Consider the following 16617-nt stretch of genomic DNA (forward strand, 5'->3'; position numbering starts at 1 on the left):
TCGCTTTCTTCCGAGTCCACTATATTTCACTTGTAAATCCCTACCCCTTCCCATGCCAACCTTATCATTCTGTTAGGATCTTTTTCAATATAATCCTTTTTATCAAAAATCATTGTGTAGTGATTGGTTTCATCATATTTCGGCCAGATTTCGCCTTCCGGGGGATTGGGGTTTCCATGTTTCGCAAAGTTGACCCAATGGCCCTGTATCCTTTGGGAAACCTTTAGTGCAGCTGGCCTGGAACCATATGAAGTAATCCGTTTGCCCAATGCCGAGTCGAAAGTCTGGAAGGCAAAAGGAATTTCAATACCATGGGTCGCCCCTAATTTACTTATGCGCATTGCCGCCGTTTTATAATCAAAACGGTACATCCATGTTTTTTCGATGCGACTGTATGCCTCCGCATACCAAACCGAAGGAATATGAAAAGTCGCATCCCGGCCAATGCCTAGCACAGCTTCCTTTTCCGGGTAGTTCAAATAAGCATTCGTAATTCGCTCTTTCGCGTCTGGATCAGTATTTTCAAACATTTTATGAATCATCTCTTCATTAGTCGGGATTAACGGGGAATCCATCTGGTCGAATAATGTAGCTTCGTCCCTATTTGTTCCAATAAGCAAGGATATTCCCTTTGCTTTTCCTGATCGAATCGAATCTAGTGGATAATCAGGCAGGAAGTCACCATCCACGACAGGTCCAAATGATAGGGAACCCGGCTTGTCTTGCGAGTTTTCCTGTAATAGTTGGTAGGATGCCGCGACAATCTCTTGAACTGGAAATGTTTTTAACCGTTGGATTTCATTCTTTCCAATGCCCAAGATCTCAAGGAACCTTTCACTGAAATGGCGCGCAAATCCTTTTCCGTAAACAGATGTCGGAGCGGGACTTTCTGCAATAGCTTGTTTAAATAGACCTCTCGCTGAAGGAACGGTAAGTAAAGTCGTTACGGCATTCCCTCCAGCTGATTCACCAAATATCGTAACATTTTCAGGGTCGCCGCCAAAAGCTTCTATATTCTCTTTAATCCACTTCAGAGACGCCACTTGATCACGTAAACCTAAATTGGTTTCAAATATTTCCCCATCAACTGCCAAATCGGTAAAATCCAAATATCCCAGTGCACCCAGCCTATAGTTGATGCTTACTACAACTACGTCTCCATTCTTAGCCAATAAGTGTCCATTGTACATATCAAGGGATCCGGCTCCCGTTATATATGCTCCACCAGGAATCCACACCATGACCGGGCGTTTTTTATCATCAGCTCTAGGTGACCAGATGTTCAGGAACAAGCAATCCTCATCCATTTTTTCATTTGCTGCCATTCCAGTTCTTACAGCCCGATCCATCGGCTGTGGGGGTATGGGACCAAAATCCACTGCATCCATGACACCGCTCCATTTATCAACGGGCTCAGGCGAGCGGAAACGCAGAGCATCTATCGGCGGTTTCGCATACCTGACTCCACGCCAAACGCATATACCGTTTTCCATAGTGCCTTGAAGATGTCCTTTACCTGTCGTAACTATTGATCCAATCATTCACTCTCACCTCTTCATATAGTCGTAGATACTTAAGTTCTTCTTTTTCCGTTCACTTATATCCTTCATCTATATCGAAAAAAGATTAAAATCTCCATTTAGCCAAGTACCACTATCTTATGCAATCCTTAAGTAAGCATCGTTTGCCGAGTTCAACAAAAAAAAGACCCAATCAGGTCTTTTTTTGTTGAACTCGGCAAAAATCTTAGGCGAGCATGGCAATGATGCTCAATAAAGAGCTGCTCCGAACGGAAAGCTGTTTTGCAGCATATGTTAACTGCTGTTCATCAAGCTTTTCCAGTAAGGGCTTTAATTCAAGCAATTCATTCTCCAGTCCTTTAAGGTCTGTAGATATCTTGTCCACCAACAAGAGCACTTGCTCCGAATCAACAGTGGTTTCAGACAAAACTTGTAACCGTTCCTTGATTTCAGTCAAAGGCATATTCTGTTCTTTATACCGATTAATCATTTGAAGACGATTTAGGGCATCTTCTGTGTAATATCGATATCTTGACCCAGTTTTTTCATAGTTCAGCATTCCTAATTGTGTGTAATAGTCAATGGTTCTCCTCGAAACATTCGCAAGTTCAGCAAGCTGGCCAATCCGATATATATTCATCCAGACAGTCACCTTCTTTTAAAATCTACTGTTAACGATACTATAACATAACAATCCAAAAAGGTGACTTCGAGGATGAATCTATTAGACTACTTTATCCGAATTACCCTTCAGCTGCTTCTTGGCAAAATACAGAGCATCTTCCTTCGATTTAAAAAAGTGCTGTTTTTCTATTTTATGATATAATCCGGTGCTGAGTAGCAATTCCTTTGGTTGCTGCTGGATTCCAGAAATGATTAATTTCCCCTTATATTTTCCGATACGATTAACAATCGCCAATAGTGCAGCCTCTGCTGAAGTGTCCATATATGTTACCCGGCGCATGCTTAATACCAACACCTTCGTCTTATTATCCACGTTCGCTAATATCGATGACTCCAGGACATCAATCGAACCAAAGAAGAGAGGACCTTCCAAGTTATATACATTGATCTTTGAATCAGAATTATCAATAGGAACAATCTCAGTAATCTCATGACTTCTTTCCCTAACCTTTAACGTGTGGCTCATTTTTGCAATGAAGGTGATGAAGGCAATCGATAAGCCAATCCCCACTCCCATGATTAAATCAGTGAAGACAGTGACGAGAAAGGTGACTAGCAAAACGGCAGAATCAGCAGTCTTCGTTCTCAATACATGGGCGAATTCCTTTCTTTCACTCATATTCCAGGCAACAAACATCAATATGGGTGCCATGCTAGCCAAAGGTATATGCGCTGCAAATGGAGAAAGGACAAGCAAGACCAATAAAACGACAATGCCGTGAATGACTCCTGACATCGGAGAGGCTGCCCCGCTTTTTATATTGGTAGCTGTCCTGGCAATAGCACCTGTTGCCGGTATCCCACCGAAGAATGGAGTCGCGATGTTCGCGATCCCTTGGGCAACCAATTCCTTATTACTATCATGCTTGGTCCCCCCATGTTATCGGCCACGGTAGCGGATAACAATGACTCGACACCGCCCAACAAGGCAATCGTAAAAGCAACTGGAAGGAGTGTGATAATGATCTCCACTGAAAGCTCCGGCACTTGGAATTCCGGAAAACCTCTCGGAATCGCTCCATAAGTGGAACCAATCGTAGCCACCTTATCGGGAAATGAAAAATAGGCAGACATTGTGGATATTAGCAGACCCAGAAGTGGAGCTGGCACTCGCGGCAAAAGTCTAGGTGCCAGCAGGATGACGATGAAACAAATGACCGCAACAATCACACTATATATATTGATCTTGTCTGCATTAATCACCAGTTCTTTCATGTTATCTATAAAAAATTCATGTTTTTCCACTTTCATGCCAAAGAAGCTGGCAATCTGCCCCGAAAAGATTATTATCGCAATTCCTGTAGTAAATCCAATGATGACAGGACGGGGAATGAACTTCATCAAATTTCCTAACTTAAGAAGGCCCATCAAGACTAATATCATCCCCGCTAAAAACCCGGCAATTAGCAGACTTTCATATCCATATTGCATAACGATACCAAATAATAAAGGTACAAATGCTCCGGTCGGTCCTCCAATTTGATACTTGGAGCCACCCAAAATCGATATGAGGATTCCAGCGATGATGGTCGTATATAATCCGTATATCGGTTCGACGCCTGAAGCAATTGCAAAGGCCAAACCTAAAGGAATGGCCACAACACCTACAACCAATCCTGCCGTTACGTCCTTTTGAAAACCCTTCATGTTATATCCTTGGAATCTGGAATCTTTTATCATTCTTTTCAAACTCACATCCTTAGTCGTTTTTTAAGATTGGGATCTACCATTATCAGGAAAAAGATATTCTTTCATTTTAGAGGGAGTTACTCAATCGATATCAATATTAACTATTGTAGAGGATACTATTCTTTCAACGGGACTGATTGGTTCACTACAAACATACGGGGGACCTTTCAAAAATAAGAAATAATCGTCATATGTAATCTCCTTTGTTAAGTTATTTGACATGGTTCTTGGCCACGCTTCAACATTATACAGTAAAACGTAAAACTGTACATTGTTAGCATTGTAAACATTTGTTTACATTTTTTGATTTTTTTTACATATACATTACAATCCGGGACCATACTTCCAGTCTAGTTAGTTTGATCCTGGAGATATAGACTACAAACCGGGAAGTTTGAACTTTCGACTAATTCCCCACTCATCTCAAGGTGTAGCCTTGAAACAAATATTGATCATAATTCCCGATACTACAGAATCGTTTTTTCCAAACTTATCTTTTATGGTCGATATAATTTCCCTATTATTCGTTCAATCATTTACTGGTCTATATATACAAAAACCTCTTGATTAATATCAAGAGGTTTTCTTTCTATTTACAGCTCTTCTCCTCTCGTCTCGATAATATGCTTGTACCAATGAAACGACAGCTTCTTTTTTCGGTTTAATTGATCATGATGGTCCACGTAAATAAATCCGTATTGCTTTTTATACCCGTTTAACCAGCTTAATAGATCGATGACAGACCAAGCGTAATACCCTTTTAAGTGAATGCCTTCTTTGATTGCACGCTTAATCACTTTTAAATGTTCCTCAATATATTTAATACGAGGAACATCCACTATTTCACCATCAATAATCGGATCCTCATCACCAAGTCCGTTTTCCGTAACATACATTTTAATATCACCATAACGCCCTTTTAACATATGAAGCCCATCTAAAAATCCTTGAGGAGAGATTTCCCACCCCCATTTTGTATATGTTTTATCTTCCATTTTCACGGTCCGATAAAAGCCATCAAAAGATGGGTTCCCTGGAGCTAGAGTAGATGTTTCTCTTGAATGCTCCATGGATGAAACGACTTCCCGATTTTTTTCCACTCGAATGGGCTGGTAATAATTAAGTCCAATAAAATCATTCTTTTCCGCATTTCTTTTTAACGTATCCAGTTCTTCTTCGGTCCAACTTGGCGTCCAGCCTTTCTCCTTTAATTGCTCAACCACATAAGCTGGATATTCACCTTTTAATATTGGGTCATAATACCAAAAAGTTTCATATTCATTGGCATGTCGGGCAGCTAATGCATTCTCATGCTTATCATCTATGCTGTAAGCTGGTAAGAAAACATGGGTAATCCCAATTTCACCGTAATGATTCAGTGCCTTGTATACTTCTACTGCTTTCGCATGTGCATAAAACACGTAATGTGTCGCTTGAAAGTATTTATTCTCATCATTTTGGATACCAGGCGGGTGCGCACCTTTTAAATAGCCCAATCCGCAAAACATAACCGTTTCATTAAACGTGATCCAATGTTTGATGCGGTCTCCGAATGCCTTAAAACAAATTTCTGCATACTTGACGAATGCTTCAGCTGTTCGCTTATTCGTCCATCCTCCATCTTGTTCAAGCGTCAAAGGTAAATCCCAATGATACAGCGTAACAAAAGGAACTATCCCGTATTTTAAGCATTCATTTATTACATTATTATAAAATTCCAAGCCTTTTTCATTTACTTCTCCGTCACCTGTGGGCAAAATACGTGCCCATGAAATGGAAAACCGATACGATTCAAGTCCCATCTCTGCCATTAATTTAATATCTTCTTTGTAACGATGATAATGGTCTATGGCTACATCTCCGGTTGTACCTTCATATGTTTTCCCCGGAATCTTTGAAAAAACATCCCAATTCGTTATACCTTTACCATCTTCATCCCATGCTCCTTCTATTTGAAAAGAAGCAGAAGCTGCTCCGAATAAAAAATCGTGTGGAAACTTCATAATAAACCCTCCGTTTTTATACCAGCTTATTAAATTGATACTAATATATTTTATTCATTGGCACAAATATTAATGTGATTATAATTTTATTCAATATTTGACTATATAATCTTCGTAATAACATAACCATTAAAGGTAGTATTTACTGTATAGGAATGATTAAATCCAGTGTCAAAGAGAAACCTAAAATAAAAGAAGTTAATTCTGTGAATCAATCTCTCTTTTTTAGTAAAAGATAAATAACTTACATTTCGTTTTTTAGTTTCATATGAATAAATACAAAACCCGTCCACCTTTGGAGGACGGGTTACACATATTCAAGATGGTGCTAATCACTCCACAACCGGGAGCCAACCTTTTATATGAATCAACTTTTCCCAAAGAGGATCTGTAATGACAAGTTCTTCCTGATCCTTTTTCGAAAGGGTCGTCCGTATTTCCCCTTCTTTTCCAGACCTGATTTTTTCAATCCAATGCGGTTCCATAAGAAGTTCACGGCCAAGTGCGATAAATGGGACACCCGTTTCCATAGCTTCTGCAACTTCATCGGGTGTATGCAGGGATCCTACACCGACAACTGGAATACGATTCCCTACTTTGTCGTAAATTTTAACGATGCGCGACTTTGTCCTATCACTCTCACGGAAAGATCCATTCCAGAAGTGACCTACCGATATATGTAGATAATCCAGGTTTTGATTTGCTAATCTATCAACAAACTGGATCGTATCATCTAAAGTGATTCCAGGATCGCTGCCTTCTTCAGGAGAAATTCGGTAGCCAATGATAAATGGCTTTTCCGCATGCTCAGCAACCGATTTTTCGACTTCATTCACAATGGTAAGCGGGAAAATCAATCGTTTTCCCAGTGTTCCTCCCCAGTTATCCGTACGACGGTTTGAGTGCGGCGAGAAGAATTGTTGAAGCAAATACGTATTGGCACCATGGATTTCCACACCATCAAATCCCGCTTCGATGGCCCTTCTTGTTGCTTCTCCAAATGCCTTAATTACGCCTTGAATTTCATCTTCACTCATTTCCCGCGGTACCGGTGCTTTCTCGCTGGAAGCAATGGCACTTGCAGAAACAGGTTGGTTATCAGGCAATAATTCCGGCGGACTTTGCCGGCCTCCATGATATATTTGCAATATCGCTTTTGACCCGTTAGACTGTATCGTTTCCGCTAATTTTCTCAAAGATGGGATAAATGAATCGTCATCTGCACTAAATTGACCTGGGAATCCCTTTCCTCCAGCAGATACATAGGCACATGCCGTGACCACCGCACCTACACCTGCCGAGCGTTCAGCGTAATAGGCCAGTTCATCATCGGTTACAAACCCTTGATCATCCGAGGAATAAGTGGTCATAGGTGCCATCATGATACGATTTTTCACTTCTACCCCTGATGGAAATTTATATGGTTGAAAGATCTTTTCGTATTTTTGATTCATGCCAATCCTCCCCCTTTAATCTTAATGGTGATGATGTCCGTGCGGCTCCTTGGAAGGGTTCGTGATTTCAAAGCCTTCTTCAGGTACATAAAAATATTTAATCCAGACACCATCCAGAAATTCCTCACGTGAATCAAGCAAAATATCGATATCTTTATCTGTTTTGACGATTTCATCATGCTCTGCAGGTGTATCTAGTTTCATCTCATAATGGGCATGATCGCCATGCATATGGGTGATATATACACGAATCATTTTCCCTTCGGCTTCTTCAGTGCTCAGCATTTTTTGTAAGACCTTTGCTGCATTACGATTAATTTTACAATTCATGTCCATTCCTCCAACAATAAAAATTTCCATGTACTGAATTCTACCCAATTAAGGGGCATCAGTAACATCCATTTATACCCTTCCTTCTTGGCCATGTCCAATTAGTGCTTATAATCCGTCTGATGGAAAGACGACGCCGATTTGCTTTCTTGCTTCATCCATGATTTCCATAGTCAACAGTGAATTCGAATATGAATTTATATCCGATTCCTTTTTCCCCTGCTTTATCAATTCAACAAATTCTTTCGCTTCATAATACATCGTATGCATATCCTGTTTAGCCGAAATGTTTTCAGTGGTTCCATCCCGATACTGGATATCCACAGCTTGAGGTCCAGAAATTTTCTGAATGAGGATGCTTCCAAGCTCACCTTGAATTTCCGTTGGCAAATTGGATTCAGTAATCTTGGAAAACATGACGACTGCCTCCATTTCATCATAGGAAAGCAAGATCGTCCCCTGTCCATCAACTCCTGATTCAAGCATCGTTCCTGATGCCTGCACCTTATTTGGTTTACCGAAAAGTACAACAAGTGGATAGAGGACGTAAATTCCTAAATCCATTAAAGAACCACTGGAGAATTCAGGATTGAATGCATTCAGCACAGTGCCTTGTTTATACGCATCATAACGTGATGAATATTGACAAAAGCTTCCTGAAAAACGTCGTACCTTCCCGATTTTATCCAGATTCCCCTTTATACTTTCGAAATTCGGCATGATGGTTGATTTCATCGCTTCCATCAATAGCACTTCATTTTGTTTTGCAGCCTCAATCATTTCCTTTACTTCTGCCGCATTCGAGGCCATTGGCTTTTCACATAATACATGTTTTTTATTTTGTAAAAATAACACGGCTTGCCTGCAATGATGAGAGTTAGGGCTGGCTATATATACAGCGTCGATATCATCGCTGGCCGCCATTTCTTCTAAATTTGTAAATGTCGTATGTACATCGTACTTATTGGCAAACTCCTTGGCTTTCTCTTCTGTACGTGAATACACTGCGGTTAACGATAAATCCTCTACATGCTTTGCAGCCTCCAAAAATCGCTCCGTGATCCAATTTGTACCTATTACCCCTAATCGTATCAACATCCTATCCCCTTTCAAGCTAATTTATCATGTCCTCAATATACAGACATTTCACTGAAAAACAAAGTAAAATGAACACTGTCAATGGTTTAAATTGGATTTTTTAGGCAATATTCGTTTATAATTTTTCTATATTACCACTGCCATGATGTTTCTACATACTCCCTAAACGGGAAAGAAAAACTTAAAAGGAGCGTGTGAAGTTTATGACAGATTTAATGAAAAACAAAGTTGCCATCATTACCGGTGGAGGATCGGGAATTGGCCGGGGTGCAGCACTGAAACTAGCTGAAAACGGTGCCAACATCATCTTTTTTGACCGTACAGTCGAAAATGCCGAAAAGGTGAAAGAAGAAGTGGAAAACCTGGGCCGAGAGGCTTTAATCATTAAAACGGATGTTTCCAAGGCTGAGCAAGTTGAACATGCCTACAAGGTCGCCTATGACCATTTTGGGAAAATTGATTTTGTATTCGCAAACGCAGGCATCAACGGAGTGATCGCCCCTATAGAAGATATTAAGCCAGAAGATTGGGATCAGACTCATACCATCAACCTCAAAGGCACCTTTCTCACCATTAAATACGCCATTCCCTATATGAAGGAAACGGGTGGCAGCATCGTTATTAACAGCTCCATCAATGGAAACCGATATTTCAAGAATTTTGGTTTTTCCGCCTATAGCTCATCCAAAGCTGGACAAGTCGCTTTTGGTAAAATGGCTGCACTCGAATTGGCAAAATATAAAATCAGGGTAAATACCATTTGTCCCGGCGCCATCGATACGAATATTCATGATAACACCTTCCCGGAAGATGAAAACCTAAAAAAAATCAGGATTCCCATTGAATATCCGGAAGGCTCTCAGCCCCTGGCGAAGAAAGCAGGGACTACCGAACAAGCTGGTGATCTCGTATTGTTCCTAGCATCAGACATGTCCTCCCATATTACGGGCACGGAAGTTTATATCGATGGAGCAGAATCACTATTATGATTCATACTTAAGTCCTCATACAAACCCATTAAAAGGAAAAAGCTGAAATCCCACTTCAGGATTTCAGCTTTTTCCTTTTTAAGCAACTCGCCTTAACCCGCGACGGGCAAGAATCAAATAAGCGAACATGGCGATGACATGACAACTTACCATCACAACTCCCATCGGCAAGGAGGACTCACCTGAGCCTAAGCCCACAAGCGGAGCCATTACTGATCCTAATATAAAAGGAAGCAGTCCAATTAAAGCCGAAGCACTGCCTGCTGTTTTTTTCTGATTTTGCATCGCTAAAGAAAAACTCGTTGTACCCACAATACCGACGCTGGAAACGGAGAGGAACAAAGCGACCAAGATTCCTGCCAACCCGATTTCGAGAAGGACTGAGGCAAGAAGGAATATTCCTCCAAACAAAGCAAGACATAGTCCTATCTGAAGCAGTTTTTCTTCTTTAACCTTCCCTGCCAGCTTTCCGGCAATTTGGGAAGCAATGATGATCCCAATTCCGTTTATTGCAAAAATCAGGCTGAATGTCTGTGGGGAAACCCCATAAATATTCTGGAGAACAAAAGGAGATCCGGAAATATAAGCCAACATGGCGGCACTAATGAAACCTTGTGAAAAAGCATAGCCCATGAACACTCGGTCCTTCAATAAATTCCCAAAAATCTTGATTGTATCGTTTATCCCACCGGCACTCCTGAGATTAGGAGATAAAGTTTCTTTTATCCCAAAAAATGCAGCCGCAACCATAAGGATACCTAATACTGAAATGACAATGAAAACTCCCCGCCAAGAAGTGAACTGCAAAAGCTGACCGCCAAAAACTGGAGCCAAAATCGGTGCCGCTCCATTTACCAGCATTAACATGGAGAAGAACTTGGTCAATTCCGTTCCTGAAAAAAGGTCACGAACTATGGCCCTTGAAATGACAATGCCTCCAGCTCCCGCAATACCCTGGATAAAACGTAATAATAAAAGCAATTCTATGGATGGAGCAAAAGCACATAACAGAGATGAAATGCAATAAATGGATAATGATATGATTAACGGTGTCCGTCTTCCCTTTGCATCACTTAGCGGCCCTAAATAAATTTGGCCTAAAGCTAATCCTAACAAGCAGGCAGTCAAACTCAGCTGGGCTAAAGACGTACTGCTTTTCAGATCCTCTGCCAGTGTCGGGAGACCCGGTAAATACATATCAAGTGACAGTGGTCCAATCGCAGCAAAAGACCCCAGCATAAGCGCCATCAACAGCCTTTTGGATTTGGTCATTTCGTTGCCTGATGATATCGTTTCCTTCATTTCAATCATTATTACCCCTATCCCTCTTTCAACTAATTGTTTTTCCTAAATAAAACCCGGATTTCTTTAGTTTACAAAAAATCCGGACAATTTACGATAAGTATGCTTCCCTTGAATTGGATTCTTCCTTTCACCAATAAATTAAACACATGCTTCAAAACTCCGAAATCTCCTGAAAAGGACAAATCAATATCAGGAAATATATGTGAGGATGCTACGAACCAAAGGAAAACTATTAAAGGTCCAAACAATTCCCCACCTTCGGATGTAACTCCAGTTGAGCATTATTTTCAGCTTCGGCTAAAAAAAATCCAATGGACATTCCCCATAAAAAATAACCCCATTTTGGAGTAATTTCAGACTGTAGGCAAACTCGAGGAAAAGCGAGTTTGCCTACTATTTTTTTCTAAAAAACCATTCCAGTTGATTGTAAAGGAAGGTACGGGACTCCTGCGGGAAAAGCGCGTCCAAGGCAGACCCCACAGGCGCGAAGAGCGACGAGGAGTCTCGGTATCCAGTTATTTGGCAGGAGGTGTTGCAAATTTCTTCAATCTAGTAGGAGTTTCATAAAACAGTAAAAAACCCTAAAGTATAAACTAGCCTAATAGGTGGTTTGGGATGAGACCATTCCAAACCACCTATTAGGGTCATTTTGATTTATTCAACAATACTAAATTACGGGGAGTATCACCAGATAACCCCTCCATCAAGTTTTGTACAGCAAGAGCTGCCATTTTCAATCTTGTGGCAATACTGGCACTCCCGATATGCGGCAATGTAACCACATTGGGCAATGTTAGCAGCGGGTGATCCACGGGAACGGGTTCTTCTTCAAATACATCCAATCCAGCCGCCCAAATCTCTCGGTTTTCCAGCGCCTGGTACAACGCCTTTTCATCGATAATCCCGCCTCTTGCGGTATTTATGAGCACAGCCGTCCCTTTCATTAATTCCAGCTGCTCCTTGCCAATCATGTAAGTGGTTTCCGGTGTGAGCGGCAGCATGACACAAACGAAGTCCGAGAGTTGGAGCAATTTTTCAAGGGGCTGATATTCGATTCCTAATTCTTTTTCCTGTTCATATTTACGGCTTCGATTAAAATAAACTATGTTCATATCAAATCCCTTAGCTCTTTTTGCAAGGGCTTCCCCAATCCTACCTAACCCGATGATACCAAGCGTTGCACCGTGTACATCTTGTCCGGTCAGCTGCATCGGCGACCATGTTTCCCACCTTCCACTCCTTAAATAATCTTCTGCCTCCATCATCCTTCTCGCCGTTGCAAGCAGTAAGCCGAAGGTTAAATCAGCTGTCGTTTCCGTTAAAACCCCCGGTGTGTTCGTTACCATGATGCCCCGTTTTGTTGCACTTTGAACATCAATATTATTATGGCCCACTGCCATATTCGCGATGATTTTCAGATTAGGCGCCTGTTCAATCAGTGACTCATCGATTTGTTCCGTCAATAAGCATAGCAGCCCCTCGACTTCTTTCATTTCTTCTTCAAGGACTTTCCTAGGGACCGGTATATCCTCTTGGTCCCACATCCTGACATCATAATTCCCACTAAGTCCATCGATGATTTGTTCCGGCAATTTCCTTGTAATATAAATTTTAGTCTTCAAACCATAACCTCCCATACCGTTTCATTTCATAGAACGCGTTACACATTCAGTGTTCATTTCATATTCACATACAACAATCCATTTCAAGAATATTGGCTAAATAATCATCTTGTTTATTCAATTTTAAAATAAATTAGATGAATAGACCATTCATTCCCAATTATTAAATTCTCGTTTGCCTGAAAGCTTCCGCTTGACAGTTTCAGTTCATTCAACTAATCATAGAATAATAACCCTTTAAATCTATTCGGTCATTAGTAATATCGCAATTTTCCAGATGAAGTTTATCTCGATTTAGGAGGATATGGGACGTTCATGAAAACGAATACAACATTTAAAATTTATCCAATTATAGCTCCAAGCGCTTTATCTTTAAAAAGTATAAACTTTTATTTAGTTAAACAGGATGAATCTTTAACATTAGTCGATGCAGGTATGAATGATGACGTCTGCTGGAATGCACTGCAGCAAACATTAAACGAAAATGGATTTACCGTTGGAGATATCACGGAAATTTTGTTAACCCATCACCATGGAGACCATGTTGGTTTGGTCAACCGGATTACCGAACTCCATCCGATTCCCGTTTATGCCCATTCTAAATCCATTCCCCGTTTAAAAAGGGATCCTGACTTCTTAAGTATGAGAATTAATTTTTATAAGCAGCTTTACCATGAGATGGGCTGTGGTGAACTTGGAGATAAACAAGTGGCTTACCTATTCAACGCAGTCGATAATAATAAAGATCAAAAATTGAATGGTGACATCATCGCGATCACGGAAAAACAATGGCTGAATTTTGAAGTGATCGAATTTCCCGGGCATGCCCCGGATCAAATTGCTTTCCTTGACCAAGAAGGGAAACGGCTTCTTGCCGGTGATTTATTGATTGAACATATATCAAGCAATGCCTTGATCGAACCTGATGAAAACGGTAATAGGATGCTGACTCTTGTAGATCATATCGATTCCTTAAAACGATGTTTAGCATTACAGGTGAATCTACTCTTGCCTGGTCATGGTAACATCATTGAACAACCTGGTCATCTGATTGAAAAAAGACTCAACAGCATAGAAAGAAAATCACAAAAAATCCTGGCCTTGATAGAATCTGGAATTTCTACAGGCAATGAACTGGCAAAGGAATTTTACAAACAAAAGTATATAGCAGAATTCCCGCTCGTCATGTCAGAAATCATCGGCCATTTGGATTATTTAGAATATCAGGGGAAGGTCACGAAACAACTCGTTGAAAATGTAGTACATTATCAAGCTAAATGACATCAAAAAAGGCTGAAATTGATATTATCCCCACTAAGTGGAAAGTGTAAAAGGCTACGGAATAATCCGTAGCCTTTTACACTCACACTTGTAGGGGACTTTACTATGTCTAGAAAAAATATGTAAATCACTTGAATCTGAAATACATAGGCCTATTTGGGTGTTTTAATTAATCGAACAGGAAAACGATTAGAAAATGAAGAATCTATTATCTGAATGTTATTTATTTTCAGAACAGGAGAATGAATGTGAAAAGAAAATTTTTAAAGGTTTTAAGTTCAACAGTAGTAGCCGCAGCATTACTTGGCCCAAATGTCAGCTTAGCTGAAAGAGGACCGAATACGACAGGTGGAACGAATCTTTCTACCGAAGCATTCCTTAATTATGACGAACTTGTAAAAAAATTAAATCAACTTGAGCAAGCGAGTGCAGGGAAAGTCAATGTTGAAGTGGCTGGACAAACAAATCAGGGTCGTTCCATTCAAAAAGTGACTGTCGGTCATGGTGACAAAGTCGTTCTTATTCAAAGTGAAATTCATGGAAATGAAAAAACTGGAACTGTTGCGTTATTGAACATTCTTAACAACCTTGGTCAAAGTAACTCACCTGAGGTAAAGAAAATGCTTGATGAACTAACAATTGTTGCTATTCCAATGATGAACGTAGACGGCTCCGAGCTTGATCGTCGTGGAAATGAGATGACATGGTCTGAGGTTGTAGGGAAATTCCCCCATCTTTCTAATGTGAAACCTACTTGGAACTATTACACTACTCCCAGATCAGGAGACGACTATGCTAGCAAACCGGGATTTGATGTTAATCGTGACTTTAATCCTGACCTAAACTATGTACCAAAGCCTCAAGACTTCCCGGGGGCATCTGAAAAGCCGGGCTGGTTTATTACACCCGAAGCGCAGACGGTACGTGACACATATAAAGGGTTAAAATCGAAATTCGGGAAAGTGGATGTTTTTATCGACCTTCATCACCAAGGGTTCCCATATATCGAAGGAACTGATGAGCGTGTAACTATGTCAATATCAGGAAAATTCGTTCCTAACCCAAGCACTCCAGAAGGTGCTAAATATGCAGAGTATGCAGATAATTTTAAATATGATTTCTCCCGTCAGTTGACACTTACTGCGTATAACGCACTACAAGCAAAAGGGAATTCAGTTTTTACAAATATTTCATTATACGATCAATCTATTGACCTGCCAGGAACTGCTTTAGGGACGTTTGCTTTAAACGGAAGTGGGACGGTTCTATTTGAAGTTAGTGGTCAAACACAAAACTTTGGGCAAAAAGAGAAAGGCCAGCTCGTAAAAACGGTTGAAACGGGGCTAATGGGTATTATCAATGGTGTAACAGATGGATCGGTTCATAGTCTTAATCCATCAGACTATGAAAAAATCCCTGAAAGTTCATCTACACCCGGAATCTAGTCAATTTTGAAACTTAATTGCAAAGGGGGCTTGTCCGCCATCTGGCACCGGTTGAATATCGAAGCCAGATGGCAGCATAGCCTTTTTTAGTTGTCTACTTGACAGGGGTAAGTCCATATCCAATTAAAGATTTCAGCCTTTTCTTGCTGACGAAGCTCACACACACACTACAACCTGTCTGGAAAAAATACCCTTCCTGGCTACACAGCGATCAGCAATTTCAAATCCTGCTTCTTCAATCATATGATCCATCGTGTCAATCGTTACGACGACGACCTTGTCAGCAAAGCTCCTGGCATGTTTAAGGATCGATAGCTGATCCTCCGGCGTTGCATGCGTATACAAATTGTAAGGCATATCGATAATCGCTACATCATATTTACTGGTGACCGCTGAAATCGGACCTGTAGTTACATCACCTTCGAGTCCGAAATAGGCAATATTCTCTCTAGAACCGTCAGTAACAAGTGGGTTGATATCTCGGCCAACAATATTTATCCCCATTGATAGTGCCTCTACCAATACCGTTCCAATTCCGCAGCACGGATCAATGGCCCTCACTCCATCAGGATGTGGAACGGCTATGTTGGCAATGGCTCTCGCCACTCTTGTGCTAAGTGCAGTTGAATATTCACGCGGCTTCTTCATATGATGTAACCAAACAGACTCAGGTTTGACATATTTCCCAAAATACCAACGGCCTCCCAGGGGCACGATTCCGTAAACCTGATCAGGATTACGTACATCGGCATTCCCCTGAATGTGCCAGCCAATTTCACGCTCAATTTCACGCTGTCCCTGATAATCTATTTTTGCTTCTTTAGTCAGATCATTAATTTTTACGAATAATACTTTGAACGTCGAATCCGGCAATTGAATATCCTTCACTTGCTCAACAATTTCGGATATGCTTTCCCCTTCAAACATGACATCGACCCGCCCTTTCATAAAAGGACTTCTGCTCGGTTCAATTTCTATATCACTTTTTAAAATATTTCCTGAAGTCTCAAAGCCAAAGAACGAGCGCATCTCCATTTTAGATAATTCGCGTTCGTCAGGGGTGCATGTAAAGGTATATATATATGCCGGTTTACGGCTATGATTAGTCAATCCATTCCCATCCTTCATTTACTTTAGATTATATCTTTCTATCAAACATAGCTGTAATAGTATAGAAAAGCAAATGGAATCGCGCAG

At 40.7% G+C, this 16617-nt stretch carries 12 protein-coding genes and 1 pseudogene; 3 read left to right on the top strand and 10 right to left on the bottom strand.

Annotation, left to right across the window (positions count from 1 at the left end; translation table 11 throughout):
* Nucleotides 1-26: 26 nt before the first annotated feature.
* The 7 genes and pseudogenes from QUF94_RS20235 to QUF94_RS20265 all read right to left on the bottom strand — a co-directional run bounded on the left by QUF94_RS20235 (nucleotide 27) and on the right by QUF94_RS20265 (nucleotide 8775).
* Complete coding sequence (locus QUF94_RS20235) at nucleotides 27-1541, bottom strand: carboxylesterase/lipase family protein (protein ID WP_289317409.1); 1515 nt, start codon at nucleotides 1539-1541, stop codon at nucleotides 27-29.
* A gap of 205 nt (nucleotides 1542-1746) precedes the next feature.
* Nucleotides 1747-2160, bottom strand: coding sequence for a MerR family transcriptional regulator (locus QUF94_RS20240; protein WP_289317410.1), 414 nt, complete (start codon nucleotides 2158-2160; stop codon nucleotides 1747-1749).
* An 84-nt stretch (nucleotides 2161-2244) separates the two neighbouring features.
* Nucleotides 2245-3884, bottom strand: a pseudogene (locus QUF94_RS20245) (SulP family inorganic anion transporter).
* Between the two features lie 602 nt (nucleotides 3885-4486).
* Nucleotides 4487-5896 (bottom strand): GH1 family beta-glucosidase, encoded by a 1410-nt coding sequence (locus tag QUF94_RS20250; protein WP_289317411.1) that lies wholly within the window; start codon nucleotides 5894-5896, stop codon nucleotides 4487-4489.
* 332 nt (nucleotides 5897-6228) lie between these two features.
* A complete protein-coding gene (locus QUF94_RS20255; protein WP_289317412.1) occupies nucleotides 6229-7350 on the bottom strand; it encodes an NADH-dependent flavin oxidoreductase in 1122 nt (373 codons plus the stop codon).
* A gap of 21 nt (nucleotides 7351-7371) precedes the next feature.
* Nucleotides 7372-7680, bottom strand: a complete 309-nt coding sequence (locus QUF94_RS20260; RefSeq protein WP_289317413.1) for an iron-sulfur cluster assembly accessory protein — start codon at nucleotides 7678-7680, stop codon at nucleotides 7372-7374.
* 108 nt (nucleotides 7681-7788) lie between these two features.
* Nucleotides 7789-8775 carry a Gfo/Idh/MocA family protein gene (locus QUF94_RS20265; RefSeq protein WP_289318452.1) on the bottom strand — a complete coding sequence of 329 codons (987 nt, stop codon included), beginning with the start codon at nucleotides 8773-8775 and terminating at the stop codon, nucleotides 7789-7791.
* 206 nt (nucleotides 8776-8981) lie between these two features.
* Here QUF94_RS20265 and QUF94_RS20270 point away from each other — a divergent pair, with 206 nt between their 5' ends.
* On the top strand, nucleotides 8982-9767 hold the full coding sequence (locus QUF94_RS20270) for an SDR family oxidoreductase (protein ID WP_289317414.1): 786 nt from the start codon (nucleotides 8982-8984) through the stop codon (nucleotides 9765-9767).
* Nucleotides 9768-9845: 78 nt separating this feature from the next.
* Here the strand turns inward: QUF94_RS20270 and QUF94_RS20275 are convergent, their stop codons facing one another.
* Together QUF94_RS20275 and QUF94_RS20280 are read right to left on the bottom strand one after the other, a co-directional pair.
* Nucleotides 9846-11069 carry a multidrug effflux MFS transporter gene (locus tag QUF94_RS20275; RefSeq protein WP_289318453.1) on the bottom strand — a complete coding sequence of 408 codons (1224 nt, stop codon included), beginning with the start codon at nucleotides 11067-11069 and terminating at the stop codon, nucleotides 9846-9848.
* Between the two features lie 647 nt (nucleotides 11070-11716).
* Nucleotides 11717-12694 (bottom strand): 2-hydroxyacid dehydrogenase, encoded by a 978-nt coding sequence (locus QUF94_RS20280; RefSeq protein WP_289317415.1) that lies wholly within the window; start codon nucleotides 12692-12694, stop codon nucleotides 11717-11719.
* A 315-nt stretch (nucleotides 12695-13009) separates the two neighbouring features.
* On the opposite strand from QUF94_RS20280, the gene QUF94_RS20285 reads away from it, so the two are divergent.
* Nucleotides 13010-13975 (top strand): MBL fold metallo-hydrolase, encoded by a 966-nt coding sequence (locus QUF94_RS20285; protein ID WP_289317416.1) that lies wholly within the window; start codon nucleotides 13010-13012, stop codon nucleotides 13973-13975.
* A gap of 248 nt (nucleotides 13976-14223) precedes the next feature.
* Entirely contained in the window at nucleotides 14224-15420 is a 1197-nt protein-coding gene (locus QUF94_RS20290; protein ID WP_289317417.1) for a M14 family metallopeptidase, read from the top strand.
* 156 nt (nucleotides 15421-15576) lie between these two features.
* Here the strand turns inward: QUF94_RS20290 and QUF94_RS20295 are convergent, their stop codons facing one another.
* Nucleotides 15577-16530 carry a TRM11 family SAM-dependent methyltransferase gene (locus QUF94_RS20295; RefSeq protein WP_289317418.1) on the bottom strand — a complete coding sequence of 318 codons (954 nt, stop codon included), beginning with the start codon at nucleotides 16528-16530 and terminating at the stop codon, nucleotides 15577-15579.
* Nucleotides 16531-16617 lie beyond the last annotated feature (87 nt).

The organism is Peribacillus sp. NJ4, from assembly GCF_030348345.1.
In the GTDB taxonomy this organism is placed as follows: domain Bacteria; phylum Bacillota; class Bacilli; order Bacillales; family DSM-1321; genus Peribacillus.

Bases quoted from the DNA above. Each gene is read 5' to 3' on its own strand.
- QUF94_RS20270 (WP_289317414.1), top strand. From the start codon at position 8,982: ATGACAGATTTAATGAAAAACAAAGTTGCCATCATTACCGGTGGAGGA.
- QUF94_RS20240 (WP_289317410.1), bottom strand. From the start codon at position 2,160: ATGAATATATATCGGATTGGCCAGCTTGCTGAACTTGCGAATGTTTCG.
- QUF94_RS20260 (WP_289317413.1), bottom strand. From the start codon at position 7,680: ATGAATTGTAAAATTAATCGTAATGCAGCAAAGGTCTTACAAAAAATG.
- QUF94_RS20275 (WP_289318453.1), bottom strand. From the start codon at position 11,069: ATGAAGGAAACGATATCATCAGGCAACGAAATGACCAAATCCAAAAGG.
- QUF94_RS20255 (WP_289317412.1), bottom strand. From the start codon at position 7,350: ATGAATCAAAAATACGAAAAGATCTTTCAACCATATAAATTTCCATCA.
- QUF94_RS20285 (WP_289317416.1), top strand. From the start codon at position 13,010: ATGAAAACGAATACAACATTTAAAATTTATCCAATTATAGCTCCAAGC.
- QUF94_RS20235 (WP_289317409.1), bottom strand. From the start codon at position 1,541: ATGATTGGATCAATAGTTACGACAGGTAAAGGACATCTTCAAGGCACT.
- QUF94_RS20250 (WP_289317411.1), bottom strand. From the start codon at position 5,896: ATGAAGTTTCCACACGATTTTTTATTCGGAGCAGCTTCTGCTTCTTTT.